Consider the following 18,235-nt stretch of genomic DNA (forward strand, 5'->3'; position numbering starts at 1 on the left):
GGGCGCGAGGCCGCCCGCCGGGTGCGCCGCGCCGAAGAACTGGCCCCCAGGCAGTCGATCACGGGGGAGACGCTGGAGCCGGCGTTGGGGTTGTGTGCCCAGGCGTTGGCGCAGGGGGCTATCGGTGAGGGTCATGTGGCGGTGATCGCCGAGGCGGTGCGGTTGGCGGCCAAGTATGTCGATGCCGCCGAGTGTGCGGAGTTGGAGGCCATCCTGGTGCCCCTGGCCCATGCCAGCCCGCCCGAGACGGTGCACGCCACCGCGGTGTCCGCGTTGTATCTGATGAATCAGAATGGCTCGGGCCCCGATATCGTGCGTCACAAGCGCGGTATCAGCATCGGTCAGCAGGATGCCGACGGGTTGACCCGGATCACCGGCTGGGTGGATCCGGAGCTGGCGGCCTATCTGGGTACGGTGAATGACACCTGGGCCCGTCCCGGGATCAACAATCCCGAGGACCCGGACTCACCGGCCAACCCCGAGCCGGAGGCTGAAGCCGACGAGCCGGCAGCGCCGGGCACCGAACCGGAAGCGCCGGAGAGCGACGCCGAAGCCGAGGCGGAAGCGCAGGCAACTCCCGCATCCGACGCGGAAGCGGACGCAGAGACGGCTGCCGCTGAAGCGCAGGCGCCGCAGAACGATGCCGAGGCGCAACCCGAGCCGCACAACCCACCGTCCTCACCGCCCGCACCGTGTGATGATCCGGCGTCGGTGTGGGAACAGCTACCGCTGCCCACCACCTTCGACGAGCTCGCCGAGCGCATCGACGCGGTCGAGGCCGCCGCCGCGGCCGCGCAGACTCCGGCGCCGTCGCTGCCGCCGCTGACCGGGCCCGCCTTCCGCGACACCCGCACCCTCGCCCAGCGCCAACACGACGCACTCAAAGCCGTGCTGCGCGAGATCCTGGCCTCGGGGCGCCTGGGCCAGCACAACGGGCTCCCGGTCACCGTGGTGGTGTCCACCACCTTGGGTGAGTTGGAGTCCGGGGCCGGGATCGCGGTCACCGGGACCGGCACCTTGATGCCGATGCCGGACCTGATCCGGTTGGCCGAGCACGCCCATCACTATTTGGTGGTGTATCGACAACACACCGCCGAACCGCTCTACATGGGCCGCACCAAACGCCTGGCCACCAAAGCCCAGCGCCTGCTGCTGTACAACCGTGACCGCGGCTGCACCCGGCCAGGCTGCACGAAATGCGCCAACCACTGCCAGGCCCATCACGCCGACCCCAGCTGGGCGCACGGCGGGCTCACCGACGCCGACACCCTCGGACTGGGCTGCGGGCCCGACAACCAACTCGCCGAACTGGGCTGGACCACCCGCATCGACCCCGACACCGGACGCGTGCACTGGCACCCACCACCACTGATGGACACCGGCCAAGACACCATCAACCACCACTTCCACCCCGAAGAACTCCTCAGCCACCCCGAAGACGACGAAAACGGCTGAGTCAGTTCAGAATGCGTAGCGGTGATATGACGCCATATAGCGCAGCGCCGGAAGCATCGACATGACCCGCGCCATCGCCCGGTAACCGGCGGGAATCCGCTCGAAGGACGGCGCGTCGAACGCACTGACCCGTGCGAGCAGACGCGTTCCCGGCACCGCCGCCAGAATCTCGGCGGGATCGTCGATACCCCAGTGCAACGTGGCACCCGAGCGGCGCACCACCGTATTGGTCCACTGCGCCCGGATGCCGAGCCGGTTGAAGGCGTCGAACTGCAACTCCCCGCGATCGAATCGGTTGACGATCCGGTTCAGCAGTGCCACCCCGTCATCCCGGGTCAGGTACATCGTGAGTCCCTCGCCGATCGCCAGCACCGGACGGTCCGCCGGGACGTCGGCCAGCCACCCGGGATCGGTGACCGAGGCCGCCACGGTGTGATGACCTCGGCCGCCGGGCGGAAGCAACCGATGCCGCAACCCGGTCACCTCGGGGTAGTCGATATCGAACCACTCCACCTCCGGGCTCGGCGCAACCCGCAGGTACCGGCTGTCCAGACCGCAACCCAAATGCAGCACAACGGCATTCGGGTGCACAGCCAGGAACTGGCGGACCCAGGTGTCGAAGTGGGCGCTGCGCGTGGTCACCGCCGGGGAGCGGCGCGCGTCGATGGTCGTCTGCGCCCAGTCGTAGTCGATACGCGCGACGATCTCGGCCGCCCAGCGGTCACCCAGCACAGGCTGTGGAAGACCGTAATCCAGAGCCTTCGCGTACAGCGTGGCCAGCATCGTGGCAGGCGCGCCGGTCAGGTCGACGCGGACCTGGTCATCGCTTTCGGGCATCCCGCAGGCCCATCCAGAACCGGGCCGACTCGGCAATGGACTGCTCCACCGGCGTTGGCGTCCACCCGAGTTCGTTGCGCGCCTTGCTGCAGTCCACCGGCGCCTCGGCCCGCATCAGCCGCAATGAGGCCAACGACAGCCGTTCGTCGGTCTTGCGCAGCCTGCCCTTGAGGGTTCCCATGGTGGCCAGCAGATAGGTCAGCGGCAACGGGATCGAACGGGCCGGCGCCGGCACCCCGGCGGTGTCCGCGGCGATCCGGGCCACCTCGGCATTGCTGATCATCTTCTCCGAGACCAGATATCGCTCACCGATCCGGCCCTTGTCCGCCGCCAGGATCATTGCGCGGGCGGCGTCGTTGACCCCGACGGCCTCCAGCTCGATACCGCTCATCACGAACGGCAGCTTCCCGAAGACGGCACCGGCGATGATGGCACCGTGCGGCGTGCGACCCCAGTCGGTCCCGCCGTATGTCGTCGACACGCACATCGCGACCGCGGGCAGACCGCGCTCACGGGCATACGACAGCACCATTTTCTCGGCCTGCACCCGCGAACGGACATATGGCGTCAGACCGCGTCCACCGATGATGTCGTTCTCGGTGGCGACCCGGCCGCGACGCCGGCCGACGGTGGCGTAGCTACTGGTGAAGACGAATCTTCGTAAGCCGGCGGCAATCTCGGGTTCGACAGCGATATCGAGCACATTGCGGGTGCCCTCGACGTTGGTACGGAACAGCGGGGACGGATCACGCAACCAGCCTCGAGTGTCCACGACGCAGTAGTAGACGACCTCGGCACCGGTCATCGCCGCACGCAGCACGTCGTCGTCCCAGATGTCGCCGACGAAGCGGTGCACGTCCAGATCGTCGATGCCGATGGTGTTGGCACCCTGCCGCACCATCACCCGGACATCCTGACCGTCGGCGACCAGCTGCCGGGTCAGGTGCGAGCCCAGGTAACCGTTGGCCCCGATGACGAGGACACTCATCGGGCCATACCCTTCATCCATTCGGCGGCGTCGTCGTCCAACGTGCCGAGCTCCTGTGCCTTCTTGCACCATTTCATCGCCGCCGAGACGAACCGCAGCGGGTTGTAGATGTCCTCCTGACGCCGCCACAGGCCGTCACCGGCGTAGGTCAGGATCGAGATGTTGGTGGCGCTGATGACGGTGCCATCACCGGGGTCGCGCATCGGGTTGTCCAGTTCGCAGATGACCCGCGAGGTGGACTCGTCGATCACCGACCACAGCGACGGGAATGCGGTCATGCGGTTGCCGGGAAAGCTCTCCATGGTCTTCCAGATCCACGGGCGCACCTCGTCGCGGCCGCGCATGGTGCCCGCGGCGTGCTCGACGTACTCGACGTCGGCGGTGTACTGGTCCACCCACGGATCCCAGTCCCGGGTGAGGGCGGCGCGCGCCACGGTCTGCTCGAAGGTGGCGTACGCCTCGGTCAATTCGTCACGGGTGAACGACGTCACATCATGAACTAGAACACGTTCTAGCTGGGTTTGTCGAGACCGTGCGCCACCGCCACCACGCGTCGGTGGCCGAGCGGGCCCTGCAGCGGGACGGCGACGCTGCCCGGAACCGCCAGCGCGATGCACATCCGGCCGATCGACCGGGGCGGCATGCCGCCGCTGAGATCGACGGTCACCTCCTCCGGAGTCTCGCGCACCTGCACATGCACCCCGAAGCAGTCCGGCGCCCCGGATGCGAAGTTGACCATCAGGCCCTCACCGCTGCGGCTCCACGATTCGACATGGGTGGCGTGCGGGTTGAGGATCTGCGGGTCGTCGACGAAGACGGTCCGGCTCGGATCGGCGGGCACCTCCGGCGGAAGATCCGTCGGTTCGGCCGACGCCGTCGGAAAACCGGCCGCCACCAGCACACCTGCCTGGATTACGCAGACCAGCGCTGTTGTTACAGCTCTAGGCATGGGTTCCACCGTAACGGCGGAGCACAATGGAGGCTGAACCGACGCGAAGGAGGGATAGCGCATGAGCGACTTCCAGAAGGCAATTCTGGCAGGTGGCTGCTTCTGGGGCATGCAGGATCTGATCCGTAAGCAGCCCGGCGTGGTGTCGACCCGAGTGGGCTACACCGGCGGCGAGAACGCCCACGCGACCTACCGCAACCACCCCGGCCACGCCGAGGCGATCGAGATCATCTTCGACCCGGCCAAGACCGACTACCGGGCGCTGCTGGAGTTCTTCTTCCAGATCCACGACCCGTCGACCAAAAACCGCCAGGGCAATGATGTCGGCACCAGCTACCGGTCGGCGATCTTCTATGTCGACGACGATCAGAAGGCCGTGGCACTGGACACCATCGCCGACGTCGACGCGTCCGGGTTGTGGCCGGGCAAGGTCGTCACCGAGGTGGTGCCGGAGGCCGATTTCTGGGAGGCCGAGCCCGAACACCAGGACTATCTGGTGCGCTACCCCACCGGCTATACGTGCCACTTCCCGCGTGCGGGCTGGAAGCTGCCCAAGCGCGCCGAGGTCTGACTAGCGCCGGATCGATTTTCCGGTCGCTACGCTCCTGCCCGCCGGTGCAGCACGACCCGGCCGCCGCGCTTGGGGGTGAAGGCGACTCCGCGTGAGTGCACCTTCTCCCCCGGCGCGGTGGTGGTGGCGATGGTGAAATGCCGCAGCACGGTGCGCAGCACGACGTCCATCTCGACATTGGCGAACACCGCACCCACACAGCGGCGCGTGCCGCCGCCGTAGGGCACCCACGCCAGCGGGGGCCGGTTGCCGATGAACCGCTGCGGGTCGAAGCGGTCCGCATCGTCGAACTCCCGCTCGTGCAGCTGTGACAGGCTGACGACGATCGAATGTCCCTGCGGGATCACCCATTCCCCGAGTTCAAAGGTCGGGGCGTAGACGTGCCGACCGGAGAAGTCGATCACGGTACGGGCCCGCTGCGTCTCCAGGATGACGGCCTGTCGGTACTCATTCAACTCGCCCTCGGCCTCGGCGACCAGCTCGGCAAGCACTCGCGGATGTCGGCTGATCTGTTCGAACACCCATGCCAGTGTCGAGGCGGTGGTCTCATGGCCGGCGGCCAGCAGCGTCAAGAGCTCGTCGGCGACGTCCTTGCGCGACATCGCGGTGCCGTCCTCGTAGGTGCTGCGCAACAACAGCGCCAGCACGTCATCGCGCTCGGTCAGCCGCGGGTCGGCCGCGACATCGTCGATGAGTCGGCCGACCACCTCGTCATAGCGGCGGCGGTACTCGGCCAGCCGTCCCCACGGGTGCCAGCGGCCGTACTCGCGCTTGGGAGTGGGCAGCGTGGCGCATCGCGAACCCAGGGTCACCCACGGCGGGATGATCCGGCGCAACTCGTCCAGGTGCGCACCGTCGGCGCCGAAAACCGCGCGCAGGATTGCGTTCAGCGTGATGCGCATCATCGGCTCCAGGGTCGCGAACTCCTGACCCACCGGCCAGTTCGCCGACTCCCGCAGCGTCTCCTCTTCGAAGATCTTCTCGTAGTTCTTGATGCTCTTGCCGTGGAAGGGCGGTGTGAGCAGTTTGCGCCGGCGTCGGTGTTCGGTGCGGTCGAGCGCGAAGACCGAACCCGGACCCAGGATGCGTGACAGGTTGGGCTGGATGTTGCCGACGTCATCGGTGTTGGCCGCGAACAGCTGTTTGGCCAGCTGCGAGTCCGAGACGATGACCGTGGGCCCGAAGACCGGCAGCTGCATGCTGAACGCCGGTCCGTACTTGGTGGCCAGGCGGGCCACCACGGGGCGGCGGAACAGTGCGAACCCGATGCCGAGGACCGCTCTGTTGAAGGTGGGACCGGGAGGCAGATTCACTTCCGGGATGTCGATCCGCTCGGCGGTTGCTTCGCTCATGAGACACGCTCCAGACGGCTGTTGGTACTGCGGTGTACCAATGGTGTGTGGGTTACGGTACTCCGTGGTACCGGCAGGGGCAATAGGTGTTTTGAACGGGAGTGGGCATGCGTGACGACACGTCGTTCCGCGCCCGACTGCTCGACGGGCTGGCCGCGTCGATCGCCGAACGCGGTTACCGGGCCACCACGGTGGCCGATATCGTCCGCCACGCCCGCACCTCCAAGCGCACCTTCTACAGCGAATTCGGCGACAAGGAACAGTGTTTCGTCGAACTGCTGCGCGCCGACCACGAGCGGCTGATCGCCGAGATCCGTGGTGCCGTCGATCCCGAGGCGCCGTGGCGCACCCAGATCCAGCAGGCCGCCACGGCCTATGTCGACCACATCGGGGCGCGGCCGGCCGTCACGTTGAGCTGGATTCGGGAACTGCCGGCGCTCGGGACCACGGTGCGTTCCATTCAGCGCTTTGCCATCAGTGGGCTCACCGAGATGCTGGTCGAGTTGTCGAGCAGTCCGGGCTTCCGGCGGTCCGGACTGGCGCCGGTCCGACCGGAACTGGCGGTCATCCTGCTGGGCGGCCTGCGCGAACTCACCGCGTTGACGGTGGAGGACGACCGGCCGGTGGCCACCATCCTGGAACCCGCCATCACTGCGGCCGGGGCCGTGCTCGGAGTTCGTGACACCTAGCTGCCAGTACACCTAGCCCAGGATCAGCCGGGCCGATTTCACCAGCCGGTGGGCGATATCCGGATACGCCTCGTATCCCATCCCGGCCCACACCAGCGTGCCCGCGTACAGCAGTTCCAGGGCCTCGATGACATCGGCGTCCACGGCCTGTCCCAGCGCGGCGACCAACCGAGCCCGGATATCGGCGCCGATGCGTCCGCGCAGCACGTCCACGTCCGGGTCCTTGCCCAACAACGCGTTGGTCACCGCACCGGCGAACTCGGGTTCACCGGCCACCAGTGAGGCGATGTGTTCGAGCACTTCCAGCACCCGGGTCGCCGGGTCCGCGGACTCGTGTTCGGCGGGCGGGGAATCTGCCAGTCTGCGCCAGAACACCTCGGCGACAAGGTGTTCCTTCGACGAGAAGTAGGTGTAGGCGGTGGCCGCCCCGACGCCGGCCTGCGCGGCCACCCGCCGCACGGTCAACGCCGCAAACCCCTCGCGACCCAACAGGTCGACCGCGGCCTTGCCGAGGCGGTCGACGGTATCGGCCTGTTTGGCGCTCAGCCGGCGACGAGTCGACTCCAGAGCCGCATCGGACACGTGTCCAGACACTACTGCAACCCCCGGTCACCAGCAACGGTAGGTTGTCTGCCATGAGCACCGCGCAGACCGACCTGCCCGCCGAGGCCGCCCGACTGTTCGCGTTCGCCGAGCAGGTCACCGGGTTCATGCCCGCCGACGAGGGCCGTGCGCTCTACGACGCCGCGGTGCGGTACCTGGCCGGCGGGGTCGGCGTCGAGATCGGTACGTACTGCGGCAAGTCGACGGTGCTGCTCGGCGCCGCCGCCGCCCAGGTCGGCGCGGTCATCTACACCGTCGACCACCACCACGGCTCCGAGGAACACCAGCCGGGCTGGGAGTACCACGACACCACGCTGGTGGATCCGGTCACCAACCGCTTCGACACGCTGCCGACCATGCGGCACACGCTCGACCTGGCCGGTCTGGACGACCATGTGGTGGCCATCGTCGGCAAATCCCCTGTGGTGGCCAAGGTCTGGGCGACCCCGGTGCAGTTCCTGTTCATCGACGGGGGGCACACCGAGGAGGCCGCCCAGCGCGACTACGACGGCTGGGCCAAGTGGGTGGCCCCCGGCGGCGGCCTGGTCATCCATGACGTGTTCCCCGACCCGAACGACGGCGGGCAGGCACCGTTTCACATCTACCGCCGTGCTCTGGATTCCGGTGATTTCACCGAGGTCTCGGCGACGGGTTCGCTGCGACTGCTCGAGCGGGTCTAGACGCGATCACAGGCGCAGTCGAACTCGCCCTCCAGCCCACGCGGCAGATCGGCGGCCCGGAAGATCCCGGCGGCCGGTGTCGTGTTCGACAACGCGTCGGCGGCCAGGATCATCGCGGCACCGGTCCAGGTGGTGCGCTCCTCGGGCCAGCGCTTACCGTCGGCGAAAACCAGTCCGGTCCAATAGGAGCCGTCCTCTTCGCGCAGGTGTTGCATGGCGGCGAACTGTTCGCGCGCCCGCGTGCGGTCCCCGATCGCGTCCAGGGCCATCACCAGTTCACAGGTCTCCGCGCCGGTCACCCAGGGCCGGTGATCCACACAGCGGATGCCCAGTCCCTGCACCACGAAATCATCCCAGCGCTCCTCGATCCGCGCCTGCGCCGCCGGGCCGCGCAAGGCGCCACCGAGCACCGGGTAGTACCACTCCATCGCGTGAGTGTCCTTGGCGGTGAACGATTCCGGATGCTCGACGATGGCGTGGCCCAACTGCCCCAGGGCCACCTCCCACTCCGGTTGCGGCTCGTCGAGATAATTGGCCAGCGCCAACGCGCACCGGATGCTGTGGTAGATGCTGGCACATCCGGTCAGCAGCGCCTCTTCGATCAGGCCGGCATCGCTTTTGGCCCAAGCGATCTCACCGCCCGGAAGCTGCATGGTGAGCACCAGGTCGATGGCTCTCGTGACCGTCGGCCACATCAGCTGGGCGAAACGGCGGTCCCCGGTGATCAGCACGTGATGCCATACTCCGGTCGCGATGTAGGCACAGAAGTTACTGTCGATATTGGCGTCCTCGATGACACCGTCGCGCAACTGGATGGGCCAGGATCCGTCGGCGCGTTGCGCGGTGCGACACCACTCGAAGGCCGCCCGGGCGGGCTCGAGCAGGCCGGCCACCGTCAACGCCATCGCGTTCTCGACGTGGTCCCACGGGTCGGTGTGGCCGCCGACCGACCACGGAATGGCGCCCGAGGATTCCTGGGTCTCGGCGATGGACACCGCGGTCTGACGGCACTGCTGAGGCGTCAGAACACCACGGACACCGGGGATCTCGGGGGCTGCCATCTCACACCGCAGGTTTCTCGAAGTAGAGGGCGACGCTCTTGCCGATCAGCGGGTTGAGCACGGCCTCGGCCTGCCGGGTCACCCACGGCCGGCTCATCATGTCCCACACCAGCAGCTTGTGATAGGCGGTGACCACCGGATGATCCGGCTTGTCGACGCCCACAGCGCATTTGAGCCACCAGAACGGCGAGTGCAGGGAATGCGCGTGCTCACTGTGGGTGAAGCGCATCCCGCGGCCGACGATCTTGTCGCGCAACTGGTCGGCCCGGTAGATCCGGATGTGTCCGCCCTCGTTGGCGTGGTATTCGTCGGACAGCAGCCAGCACACCTTCTCCGGCAGCCAGCGCGGCACGGTCACGGCAAGCGCACCACCGGGTTTGAGCACGCGCACCAGTTCGGCGATGGCCGCATCGTCGGCGGGCACGTGCTCCAGGATCTCCGAGGCGATCACGCAGTCGAAGGTGCCGTCGGCGTAGGGCAGGTCCAGCGCATCACCCTTGACGGCCTCCGCACGCGCCTCGGGCGGCGCCTCACCCTGCTCCTTCATCGCGGTCAGGATGGCGTCGACATCGTTGAGATCCTCGACGCTCTGGTCGAAGGCGATGACATCCGCGCCGCGCCGGTAGGCCTCGAACGAATGCCGTCCGGCACCGCAGCCCACATCGATCACCGAGGTGCCCGGCCCGATGCCGAGTCGGTCGTAGTCGACGGTCAGCACGCTGCACGTCCTTTCTGGAGCCTTTCGGCGGCCCGCTCGTAGACGGCGACGGTCTGCGCCGCAACGGATTCCCAGCTGTACACCTCGACAGCGCGGCGGCGGCCCGCCGCCCCGAGCCGGTGCCGTTCGGTCGGCGAGTCCAGCAGTTCGCCGAGCACCCCGGTCAGCTGATCGACATCGGCCGGCGGCACCAGGCGGGCGCACTCGCCCTCCTCGCCGAGCACCTCGGGAAGCGCCCCGGCACGGCTGGCCACGATCGGCGTGCCACTGGCCATCGCCTCCACGGCGGGCAGCGAGAAACCTTCGTAGAGCGAAGGAATGCACGCGATCTCAGCAGAGGCCAGCAGATCGGCCAGGTCCTCGTCGGACAGGCCGCTGGAGATGTGCACGATATCGGAGATGCCCAGTTCGGCGATCAGCTTCTCGGTCGGGCCATTGGGCTCGAGCTTGGACACCAACTGCAGGTCCAGATTGTGGTGGGTGCGCAGCCGCGCCACCGCGTGCAGCAGGTTGCCCACGCCCTTGAGCGGCACATCGGCGCTGGCGATCGCGATGATCCGGCCCGGCACCCGCTGCTGCGCCGGCCTGAACAGCTCGGTATCCACCCCGAGCGGCACGACGTGCAACTGGTCGGCGCTGACCCCGAAGTCCTCGGCGATATCGGCCGCCGAGGTCGACGAGACGGTCAACAGGTCCGGAATCGCCCGGGCCACCTTCTTCTGCGTCTCGGCGAAGGCGTACCAGCGGCGCACCAGCGGCTTGCGCCACCACTTCGCGGCGGCCACCTCCAGCACCCGGTCGCGGGTGATCGGGTGGTGCACCGTGGCCACCAGGGGCAGCCCCAGATCGGCGATGTCCAGCAGGGCCGCACCGAGGCTCTGGTTGTCGTGCACCACGTCGAACTCGTCACGGCGTTCGGCCATGATCCGTCTGACCCGCATGCAGAACGTCATCGGCTCGGGGAACCCGGCCGACCACATGGTCGCCAGCTCGAGCAGATCGATGCGGTCGCGGATCTCGCGCGGGTGCGGGACGCGGAACGGGTCGGGTTCGCGGTACAGGTCCAGGCTGGGCACCTTGGTCAGCCGCACCCGCGGGTCGAGCCCGTCGGGATAGGGCTGACCGGAGAACACCTCGACATCGTGGCCGAGTTCGGCCAGACCGCGGGACAAGTGCCGCACGTACACACCCTGGCCACCGCAATGGGTCTTGCTGCGATACGACAGTAAGGCGATACGCACGTCAGCTCAATCCGCTGAACTGCGGCGGAAGCACACTGGACATGTGTCCAGACTATAGTTTGACGAACTAGGGGACGCAATGCGTCCCGGGCCGTCGCGGCAGCACGAAAGCGAACGGTCTGTCGAATCCGAGCCCCGTGATCTGCGCATGCCGGACCGCCGCGACCGTCACCTCGCGGTGATTCCCCGATGCCGGATCAAAGCACCGCAGCCGGTCATCGGCCGCCGCGACGATGAGCACCCAGTGCCGCGGAATGACGTGCCCGATCAGCATCGCCACCGGGTGACCGGCGCGCACCGCGGCCAGCACGTCGGTCAGTGCATCCCGCCGCAGAGGCAACAGCCCCCGGCACAGCCGCCATCGGTATCGCAGCACCGCGCGCGCGTCGATCGCGGCCGCCAGACCGGCCGGGGTCATGCCCAGCCGGCGCGGCCACAGCCGGTTCACCCGACGATGCACGCGGTCCTGTTCGGCCGCGAACCAGTCCGGCCCGGCGTCGAGGCCCCGTCGATAGCGCCCGTCCAGCAACGCGCCGGCGACCACCGCCACGGTGGGTCCGCAGCTGATCCCATCGCGTTGCCGTAGTCGGTAACCGGCAGGCTTCATCGCGGTCCAGGCTAATTCGGCCGCGGTACCCCTGGTTTCGGATACTCGATTCTGGCAACATTACCGGCCAGTAAGAAGTCGCCGACGGGGACGGATACCAGGGGGTGGGCGTGGCAGGCACGTTGTCGGTCTTGGCAGTGGAGGCCACCGAGGGCGGGGGTGCGGATCTCGATCAGATCATCGGCATCTCGATCGCCACCGGCATCATCACCGCCGGACTGTTGTGGATCGGCATCCTGCACCGGACCCGCCGGATCACCTGGCTGGACACCCTGGGCAACAAGGTCGGCGCCAAGATGAACCGGCCGTCCTGGGTGGCGCTGCCGACGCTGCTGTTCACCTCCACCATCATCTGCGCGATGTTCGGCTTCATCTGGGATGTCAGCCTGCACATCGGCAAGGGCCGTGACTCCGGCCCGCTGGCCAACCCGGCGCACTACTTCATCCTGATCGGGCTGTTCCTGCTGTTCATCGCCGGATCGATGGCGATCATCATGCCCCACGAGAAGCCCGGCCCGGCCGCCATCAAGATCACGCGGACCTGGTACGCCCCGGTCGGCGGGGTGCTGATGGCCGCGTGCGGTCTGTACGCCCTCATCGGGTTCCCCCTCGACGATGTCTGGCACCGGATCTTCGGGCAGGACGTCACCCTGTGGGGGCCCACGCACCTGATGTTGATCGGCGGTGCGGGCCTGTCGCTGGTGGCGGTGTTGCTGCTCGAACACGAGGGTCGACTCGCCGCGGGCACCGGCGAGGACGACAGCAAATTCCCGAAGATCCTGCGGTACTTCGCCTTCGGCGGCCTGGTCATCGGAATGTCGGTGTTCCCGGTCGAATACGACTTCGGCATCGAGCAATTCCGCCTGGTACTGCACCCCATGCTGGTGGCCGCGGCGGCCGCGCTGGCGCTCATCGCCGCCCGGGTCACCATGGGTCGCGGAGCGGCGATCGCGGCCGTGTTGTTCGCGCTGCTGATCCGCGGCATCGTCGCGCTGGCCGTCGGCCCGGTCCTCAGTGCGCCGTACAGCTGGTTCGCGCTCTATCTCGGGCCGGCCCTGGTGGTCGAACTGCTCGCCCTCACCCCACTCATCAAGCGGCCCATCCTGTTCGGAGCAGTCGCCGGCGCCGGCATCGGCACCGTGGGATTGTGGCTGGAGTCGTTCTGGATCGACGCGGTCTTCATGTACCCGTGGCCGTCGTCGATGTGGGCCGAGGCGCTGATCACCTCGGTGCCGGTCGCCGTCCTGATGGGCATGTGCGGTGGCCTGCTGGCCATCGTGCTCACGGGGCGGCCGCTGCCGCGCCGGTCGATGAGCATCGGCGTCATCGTGGCGACCGTGCTGACCATCGGGGCTGCGGTGGGCAACGGTTTGAACATCTCGGTGCCGCAGAACGCCCGCGCGCAGATCACGCTCACCGAGCTGCCGAGCCCGGCCGGTGAGCGACTGGTCAGCGCCGATATCCGCGTCACCCCTGCCGATCTCATCAGTAACGATCCCGAATGGGTGTCGATGCTGTCCTGGCAGGGCGGGCCGGACAACGACCGTGGCCTGATCGTCGACAAGCTGGAACGGCTCGGCCCCGGGCACTACCGCACCACCCGACCGATGCCGGTGTGGGGCACCTGGAAGACGCTGATCCGCGTGCAGGATGGCCGGACCATGGCCGCCGTGCCGGTGTTCCTGCCCGCCGACCCGGGTATCGGCGCCACCGAACTGCCGGCCGAGCAGTCGATGGACCGGGAGTTCACCGCCGAGATCAGTGTGCTGCAACGGGAACGCAATCTCGACGTGCCGAGTTGGTTGTTCACCGCGGCATCGTTCGTGGTGCTGTTCTGCTCATTGCTCCTGATCGCCGCGCTGAGTTGGGGTGCCGGCCGGATCAACGATCGGGAGATGCGTGCCGACACCCGATCCACGCCCAGACAACCGGTGCCCCAACTCTGACCAACCCGATGACCTTTCTGGCCGACCATTCGCTGCTGCTGGCGCTTCCCGCCTTCGCTCCGGCGGTGGTGGTCGCCGGCGTGGTGGCATGGGTCGCGATCAGGGACCGGCGCACCCCCGAGAGTCCCGACGACACCGAAGATGAGGACCTGACGTGAAGCCATTGCTCGTGCTGGCCGCCGCCGCGCTGCTGACCGCGGGATGTGGGGGTTCCGAACCCACCGCGACGACGCAGACCGCGTCCCCCACCGGGATTCCGGCGATGACCGACCGACAGGATCCCCCGGACCGCGTCGTCATCGACGTGACGATCGAGCGTGGTCAGGTCAGCCCGACCAATCAGCAGATTCAGGCGAGCGTGGGCCAACCCATCCTGGTCCGGGTCAGCAGCGACGCGCCCGACGAGTTGCACGTGCACGCCTCACCCGAGCACACCTTCGAGGTGAAAGCCGAACCGCTGCAGTCCTTCCAGTTCACCGTGGAGGTACCGGGCAAGGTCGACGTCGAACTGCACGATGCACATCGGGTCGTGGCCACCGTGACGGTGCAGTGACCGTACTGGCACACGGCCTGGGCGGATCGACCGATCTGCCCATCCCGTTCAGCTATGCCGTGGTCGGGGCGGCCTGGACCCTCACCTTCACCTTCGCGGTCGTCGCATTGGCCTGGCGGACACCACGGTTCGACGCCGATGCTCCGGGACGGCCGCTGCCGATGCGGGTGACCCGCATCGTCGACGCCCCGGTGACCCGATGGTCGGCCGCCGCCGCGGGACTGGGATTCGTCATCTGGGTGACCGCCGCCGCGGTGCTCGGTCCGCAGGATTCGGCCAATGCGCTGCCCGGCGTGTTCTACGTCCTGCTCTGGGTCGGTGTGGTTGCGCTGTCGCTGTTCTGCGGTCCGGTCTGGCCGGCGATATCCCCGGTACGCGCCGTGCTGCGGATACTGCGCGCCCGCCGCGATGGCTATCCCGCGCGGCTGGGGTACTGGCCCGCCGCGGCCGGCCTGTTCGCCTTCGTCTGGCTCGAACTGGCCAGCCCGGACCCCGGCTCGCTGTCCGCGGTGAAGACCTGGCTGCTGGTCTATCTGGCCGTCACCCTGGCCGGCGCGCTGGTGTGTGGCCCGCGCTGGTGCGCGCGTGCCGACCCGTTCGAGGTGTACAGCATGGTGGCCTCGCGCTGTGCACCCTGGCAGCGCAACGCCGACGGCCGGATCGCGATCGGCAATCCGTTCAACCGGCTGCTGTCGCTGCCGGTGCGTCCCGGTGTGGTGGCCGTGCTGGCGGTGCTGCTGGGCTCGACCGCATTCGACAGCTTCTCGGCGATACCCGGGTGGCGGGGCTTCGTCGACGAGCACGCCGCGACGGTGTGGCAGGCCTGCGCGATCAAGACGGTGGGACTGCTGGTGTTCGTGCTGACCGTGGGCGTGACCTTCAGCCTCGCGGCCGCCGCCACCGGCGGGGTCGATCGCCGACGCCGCCGGGAACTGCCGGGACTGATGGCACATTCGCTGATCCCGATCGTCATCGGCTATGTATTCGCCCACTACCTGACCTATCTCGTGGAGAAGGGCCAGCAGACCGTGCACGCGCTGCTGTGGCTCGACGACGCGCAGGTGTACTACCTGCTGTCGACGCATCCGTCGTTACTGGCGTCCATCAAGGTCGGTTTCGTGCTGGCCGGACACGTCGCCGGGGTGATCGCCGCGCACGACCGGGCGTTGCGGATCCTGCCCAAGGGCCATCAGATGACCGGCCAGCTGGCGATGATGCTGGTGATGGTCGGCTACACGTTCCTGGGGCTGTACCTGCTCTTCGGTGGTTGATCAGGACTACGGTTGAGGGATGCGCACGCTGATCGTGGTCGATGTACAGAAGGACTTCTGCGAGGGCGGATCGCTGGCCGTCGAGGGCGGTGCCGCCGTCGCCAGCGCCATCACCGGCTTGCTCGCCGAGCACGACTACGACCATGTCGTGGCGACGATGGACTTTCACATCGATCCGGGCGAGCACTTCTCCGATGAGCCCGATTACCGGGTGTCCTGGCCCCGGCACTGTGTGGTGGGCACCCCCGGCGTCGACTTCCACGAGAACCTGGACCCCGCGGCGGTGGAGGCAGTCTTCACCAAGGGCGAATTCTCGGCGGCCTACAGCGGTTTCGAAGGCACCGACGCCGACGGCACCACCCTCACCGACTGGCTGGCCCAGCGTCAGGTGGGCGCGGTCGACGTGGTCGGCATCGCCACCGACTACTGCGTGCGCGCGACGGCGCTGGACGCCGCGGCGGCCGGCCTGCGTACCCGGGTGTTGCTGCCGCTGTGCGCCGGCGTGGCGGCCGAATCCACCACCGAGGCGGTGGCGCTGCTGCGGGCCCGCGGGGTCGAGGTCAGCGAGTAGGGTCCACCGGCCGGCCCGTCCATCGCGGCGCCCGGCCCTCGATCCGGGCGCGCATCCCTTCGGCCGCGTCGTCATGCGCCATCAACGCCAGGTGGATCTGCGTTTCCCGGTCCCCCACCTGCTCGCGGGTCATGTCGAACGAATCCCACAGCAGCCGCTTGCTGGCGGCCACCGACATCGGCGCGGTGTACGTCGCGATCTCGGCGGCAACCTCCAGCGCGGCGGGCAGCACGTCCTCGGCCGGCAGCACCCTGCTGCCCAACCCGAGCGTCACCGCGCGGTGCCCGTCGAAAGTCGTTCCGGTGAGCAGGATCTCGGCGGCATTGGCGATACCGACCAGCCGCGGCAGTACCCAGTGCGCGTAGGCATCACCGACCACGCCGCGACGCACCTGCACCACCCCGTAGCGGGCATCGGCGGCGAAGAACCGGATATCGCACTGCAGCGCCAGTGTCAGCCCCAAACCGATGGCATGCCCGTTGACTGCGGCGATCACCGGTTTGGACAGCGTCCAGGCCGGTACGGCCAAACCGGCGGCGCGGAAACCTTCCGTCGGGCCGGTGAAGGTGTGCTCACCGGCGCCCAGGTCCGCTCCGGCGCAGAAGGCCGGCGGTGTCCCGGTCAGCACCACCACCCGGATATCGTCGGCGGCGTTGCACGCGGTCAGGGCGTGCGCCAGTTCGTCGCGCATGCCGTCGCCCACGGCGTTGCGCCGCTCGGGCCGGTCGAGGGTGATGGTGGCGACACCGTCCTCGACGGTGGTCAGCAGCGTGCGGTACTGCGGCAACACGGGGCGCTCCTTCGGTCCGGGCACATCATGGCACCGAACGCGCCCTCACCGTGTCGACTTCAGTTGCCCAGCAATCGGTCGACCGCGCCCAACGGGATGGGCAGCCAGGTCGGCCGGTAACGCGCCTCGTAGCCGACCTCGTAGATCGCCTTGTCCAGTTCGTAGGCCAGCAGGACACCGGCGGAATCCCAGGGATTCAGCCCGCCGACCGACGCATACCCGTCGCAGAACGCCTTGCGGTTGCGCTGCACCCAGTCCCGCGCGGCGGAGGTCAGATCGCCGCCGTGGTCGGAAAGCAGCCGCTGCGAGGCGACGTAATCGTAGGACCGCAGCATGCCGGCGACATCGCGCAGCGGCGAGTCCGGGCGCCGACGCTCGGCCAGCGGCTGGCCCGGCTCACCCTCGAAATCGATGATCAGCCAACCCGCCCGCGTGTGCAACACCTGTCCCAGATGCAGATCACCGTGCACGCGTTGTTCGGCCGTCGGCTCGTCGGCAACCTGCCGGTAGCGCTGCTCGATCTGCGAGATGCGTTCGCGCACTTGCGGAACCAGCGCCGCGACCGACCGGGCCCGCTCGATCAAGGTCTCGGCCGGGAACGCCGACATCCGGCTGCCCAGCTTCTCGGCCAGCGACAGGTGCACCGAGGCGACGGCCTCGCCGAGGCGGTACGTCTCGTCGGCGAAATCGGCGTCGGGCGAGGTGAGGTCGCGGGTCTTGGTCTCGGCCACCGACCATCCGTCCCTGGAGTCCCGCGCGAACACACTCACCATGCCCAGCGTGTACTGCTCTGCGTCCCAGGTGATCTCGTATGATCCGAGCAAGGCGGTGATATGCGAGTTGCCCGACAGCGCGCGGGTCAACTCGATATCGGGGTTGATGCCGGGGGTCAGTCGTCGGAACGCCTTGAGGATGCTCTGGTCACCGAACACGACGCTGGTGTTGGACTGTTCGGCCCCCATGGTGCGGACCGGGCCGGCGGGACCGAGCTCGGCACCCGGCTCGCACCGGAACGACACGGGACCGATCTCGGCCGATTCCGCGATCAGCCCCAGCAGCCGGGCGGCCACCTCGGGATCGCCGATCGCGTCGTAGGCCGTGCGTCCGGCATCGGTTCCGATGGCGGTGTGTTCAGCGCCGGTGTCCCAGCGCACCACCACCTGATAGCGGTCGGCGGAACCGTCGGCGTAGTCCACCTGCAACAGCATCAGTTCCAGGTCGGCGGCCAGCTGCACCGACGTCGGGCGCACGCCGGTGAGTTCACGGCCCCGGCCGGCATACCACCGCTGTCGGGGCAGCCACTGGTGGAACGGCAACGTCATCGCTTCTCCAACGTACTCGTGCGGGCAGCCT

General features: G+C 68.2%; 21 protein-coding genes. 9 read left to right on the top strand and 12 right to left on the bottom strand.

The annotated features are described in order from the left end of the window. Positions 1 to 1,455: DUF222 domain-containing protein (locus tag ACWDUN_RS28460; protein WP_449934035.1), on the top strand; the 1,455-nt coding region annotated here is incomplete at its 5' end. Positions 1,456 to 1,461: 6 nt separating this feature from the next. On the opposite strand, the gene ACWDUN_RS28465 is transcribed toward ACWDUN_RS28460, so the two are convergent. From ACWDUN_RS28465 to ACWDUN_RS28480, 4 genes are read right to left on the bottom strand one after another with little or no spacing between them, the layout of a single operon-like run. Continuing rightward, a complete protein-coding gene (locus ACWDUN_RS28465) occupies positions 1,462 to 2,292 on the bottom strand; it encodes a class I SAM-dependent methyltransferase (RefSeq protein WP_449934037.1) in 831 nt (276 codons plus the stop codon). Beyond that, positions 2,276 to 3,280 (bottom strand): NAD-dependent epimerase/dehydratase family protein, encoded by a 1,005-nt coding sequence (locus tag ACWDUN_RS28470; protein ID WP_449934038.1) that lies wholly within the window; start codon positions 3,278 to 3,280, stop codon positions 2,276 to 2,278. Before ACWDUN_RS28470 ends, ACWDUN_RS28465 begins: the two co-directional genes overlap by 17 nt. Next, a complete protein-coding gene (locus tag ACWDUN_RS28475) occupies positions 3,277 to 3,771 on the bottom strand; it encodes a nuclear transport factor 2 family protein (RefSeq protein WP_449934039.1) in 495 nt (164 codons plus the stop codon). Before ACWDUN_RS28475 ends, ACWDUN_RS28470 begins: the two co-directional genes overlap by 4 nt. Before the next feature lie 20 nt (positions 3,772 to 3,791). Further along, entirely contained in the window at positions 3,792 to 4,229 is a 438-nt protein-coding gene (locus tag ACWDUN_RS28480) for a hypothetical protein (RefSeq protein WP_449934041.1), read from the bottom strand. Between the two features lie 61 nt (positions 4,230 to 4,290). Between ACWDUN_RS28480 and msrA the strand changes: the two genes are divergently transcribed. Continuing rightward, positions 4,291 to 4,800: a peptide-methionine (S)-S-oxide reductase MsrA gene (gene msrA, locus ACWDUN_RS28485; protein ID WP_449934043.1), complete on the top strand. Its 510-nt coding sequence runs from the start codon at positions 4,291 to 4,293 to the stop codon at positions 4,798 to 4,800. Positions 4,801 to 4,826: 26 nt separating this feature from the next. Here the strand turns inward: msrA and ACWDUN_RS28490 are convergent, their stop codons facing one another. After that, on the bottom strand, positions 4,827 to 6,152 hold the full coding sequence (locus tag ACWDUN_RS28490) for a cytochrome P450 (RefSeq protein ID WP_449934045.1): 1,326 nt from the start codon (positions 6,150 to 6,152) through the stop codon (positions 4,827 to 4,829). Between the two features lie 107 nt (positions 6,153 to 6,259). Here ACWDUN_RS28490 and ACWDUN_RS28495 point away from each other — a divergent pair, with 107 nt between their 5' ends. Then, on the top strand, positions 6,260 to 6,841 hold the full coding sequence (locus ACWDUN_RS28495) for a TetR/AcrR family transcriptional regulator (protein WP_449934047.1): 582 nt from the start codon (positions 6,260 to 6,262) through the stop codon (positions 6,839 to 6,841). A 12-nt stretch (positions 6,842 to 6,853) separates the two neighbouring features. Here ACWDUN_RS28495 and ACWDUN_RS28500 read toward each other — a convergent pair whose 3' ends face one another. Continuing rightward, positions 6,854 to 7,423 (bottom strand): TetR/AcrR family transcriptional regulator, encoded by a 570-nt coding sequence (locus tag ACWDUN_RS28500; RefSeq protein WP_449934049.1) that lies wholly within the window; start codon positions 7,421 to 7,423, stop codon positions 6,854 to 6,856. A 53-nt stretch (positions 7,424 to 7,476) separates the two neighbouring features. On the opposite strand from ACWDUN_RS28500, the gene ACWDUN_RS28505 reads away from it, so the two are divergent. Next, positions 7,477 to 8,124: a class I SAM-dependent methyltransferase gene (locus ACWDUN_RS28505; RefSeq protein WP_449934050.1), complete on the top strand. Its 648-nt coding sequence runs from the start codon at positions 7,477 to 7,479 to the stop codon at positions 8,122 to 8,124. Here the strand turns inward: ACWDUN_RS28505 and ACWDUN_RS28510 are convergent. The 4 genes from ACWDUN_RS28510 to ACWDUN_RS28525 all read right to left on the bottom strand — a co-directional run bounded on the left by ACWDUN_RS28510 (position 8,121) and on the right by ACWDUN_RS28525 (position 11,751). Further along, positions 8,121 to 9,185: a prenyltransferase gene (locus ACWDUN_RS28510; protein WP_449934052.1), complete on the bottom strand. Its 1,065-nt coding sequence runs from the start codon at positions 9,183 to 9,185 to the stop codon at positions 8,121 to 8,123. The genes ACWDUN_RS28505 and ACWDUN_RS28510 overlap by 4 nt on opposite strands. Before the next feature lies 1 nt (position 9,186). Then, positions 9,187 to 9,903, bottom strand: coding sequence for a class I SAM-dependent methyltransferase (locus ACWDUN_RS28515; protein ID WP_449934054.1), 717 nt, complete (start codon positions 9,901 to 9,903; stop codon positions 9,187 to 9,189). Continuing rightward, positions 9,897 to 11,144 carry a glycosyltransferase family 4 protein gene (locus tag ACWDUN_RS28520; protein ID WP_449934056.1) on the bottom strand — a complete coding sequence of 416 codons (1,248 nt, stop codon included), beginning with the start codon at positions 11,142 to 11,144 and terminating at the stop codon, positions 9,897 to 9,899. The genes ACWDUN_RS28515 and ACWDUN_RS28520 overlap by 7 nt, the downstream gene beginning before the upstream one ends. Positions 11,145 to 11,211: 67 nt before the next feature. Continuing rightward, a complete protein-coding gene (locus tag ACWDUN_RS28525) occupies positions 11,212 to 11,751 on the bottom strand; it encodes a hypothetical protein (protein ID WP_449934058.1) in 540 nt (179 codons plus the stop codon). 122 nt (positions 11,752 to 11,873) lie between these two features. Between ACWDUN_RS28525 and ACWDUN_RS28530 the strand changes: the two genes are divergently transcribed. Genes ACWDUN_RS28530 through ACWDUN_RS28550 form a run of 5 tightly spaced genes read left to right on the top strand, consistent with a single transcriptional unit; the run spans position 11,874 to position 16,092 of the window. After that, positions 11,874 to 13,697: a hypothetical protein gene (locus tag ACWDUN_RS28530; RefSeq protein WP_449934156.1), complete on the top strand. Its 1,824-nt coding sequence runs from the start codon at positions 11,874 to 11,876 to the stop codon at positions 13,695 to 13,697. An 8-nt stretch (positions 13,698 to 13,705) separates the two neighbouring features. Then, on the top strand, positions 13,706 to 13,855 hold the full coding sequence (locus ACWDUN_RS28535; RefSeq protein ID WP_449934060.1) for a hypothetical protein: 150 nt from the start codon (positions 13,706 to 13,708) through the stop codon (positions 13,853 to 13,855). Further along, positions 13,852 to 14,250 (top strand): hypothetical protein, encoded by a 399-nt coding sequence (locus ACWDUN_RS28540; protein WP_449934062.1) that lies wholly within the window; start codon positions 13,852 to 13,854, stop codon positions 14,248 to 14,250. The genes ACWDUN_RS28535 and ACWDUN_RS28540 overlap by 4 nt, the downstream gene beginning before the upstream one ends. After that, positions 14,247 to 15,521 carry a hypothetical protein gene (locus ACWDUN_RS28545; RefSeq protein WP_449934064.1) on the top strand — a complete coding sequence of 425 codons (1,275 nt, stop codon included), beginning with the start codon at positions 14,247 to 14,249 and terminating at the stop codon, positions 15,519 to 15,521. Before ACWDUN_RS28540 ends, ACWDUN_RS28545 begins: the two co-directional genes overlap by 4 nt. Before the next feature lie 19 nt (positions 15,522 to 15,540). Then, on the top strand, positions 15,541 to 16,092 hold the full coding sequence (locus ACWDUN_RS28550; protein ID WP_449934066.1) for an isochorismatase family protein: 552 nt from the start codon (positions 15,541 to 15,543) through the stop codon (positions 16,090 to 16,092). Here the strand turns inward: ACWDUN_RS28550 and ACWDUN_RS28555 are convergent. Together ACWDUN_RS28555 and ACWDUN_RS28560 are read right to left on the bottom strand one after the other, a co-directional pair. Continuing rightward, on the bottom strand, positions 16,082 to 16,882 hold the full coding sequence (locus ACWDUN_RS28555) for an enoyl-CoA hydratase/isomerase family protein (protein ID WP_449934068.1): 801 nt from the start codon (positions 16,880 to 16,882) through the stop codon (positions 16,082 to 16,084). The genes ACWDUN_RS28550 and ACWDUN_RS28555 overlap by 11 nt on opposite strands. 59 nt (positions 16,883 to 16,941) lie before the next feature. Then, a complete protein-coding gene (locus ACWDUN_RS28560) occupies positions 16,942 to 18,204 on the bottom strand; it encodes a maltokinase N-terminal cap-like domain-containing protein (RefSeq protein ID WP_449934070.1) in 1,263 nt (420 codons plus the stop codon). Positions 18,205 to 18,235: the final 31 nt, after the last annotated feature.

It is taken from the genome of Mycobacterium sp. NPDC003323, from assembly GCF_053589535.1.

Coding starts and splice junctions, on each gene's coding strand:
- ACWDUN_RS28510 (WP_449934052.1), bottom strand. CDS start 9,185: ATGGCAGCCCCCGAGATCCCCGGTGTCCGTGGTGTTCTGACGCCTCAG.
- ACWDUN_RS28550 (WP_449934066.1), top strand. CDS start 15,541: ATGCGCACGCTGATCGTGGTCGATGTACAGAAGGACTTCTGCGAGGGC.
- ACWDUN_RS28490 (WP_449934045.1), bottom strand. CDS start 6,152: ATGAGCGAAGCAACCGCCGAGCGGATCGACATCCCGGAAGTGAATCTG.
- ACWDUN_RS28560 (WP_449934070.1), bottom strand. CDS start 18,204: ATGACGTTGCCGTTCCACCAGTGGCTGCCCCGACAGCGGTGGTATGCC.
- ACWDUN_RS28525 (WP_449934058.1), bottom strand. CDS start 11,751: ATGAAGCCTGCCGGTTACCGACTACGGCAACGCGATGGGATCAGCTGC.
- ACWDUN_RS28470 (WP_449934038.1), bottom strand. CDS start 3,280: ATGAGTGTCCTCGTCATCGGGGCCAACGGTTACCTGGGCTCGCACCTG.
- ACWDUN_RS28505 (WP_449934050.1), top strand. CDS start 7,477: ATGAGCACCGCGCAGACCGACCTGCCCGCCGAGGCCGCCCGACTGTTC.
- ACWDUN_RS28495 (WP_449934047.1), top strand. CDS start 6,260: ATGCGTGACGACACGTCGTTCCGCGCCCGACTGCTCGACGGGCTGGCC.
- ACWDUN_RS28535 (WP_449934060.1), top strand. CDS start 13,706: ATGACCTTTCTGGCCGACCATTCGCTGCTGCTGGCGCTTCCCGCCTTC.
- msrA (WP_449934043.1), top strand. CDS start 4,291: ATGAGCGACTTCCAGAAGGCAATTCTGGCAGGTGGCTGCTTCTGGGGC.
- ACWDUN_RS28480 (WP_449934041.1), bottom strand. CDS start 4,229: ATGCCTAGAGCTGTAACAACAGCGCTGGTCTGCGTAATCCAGGCAGGT.
- ACWDUN_RS28465 (WP_449934037.1), bottom strand. CDS start 2,292: ATGCCCGAAAGCGATGACCAGGTCCGCGTCGACCTGACCGGCGCGCCT.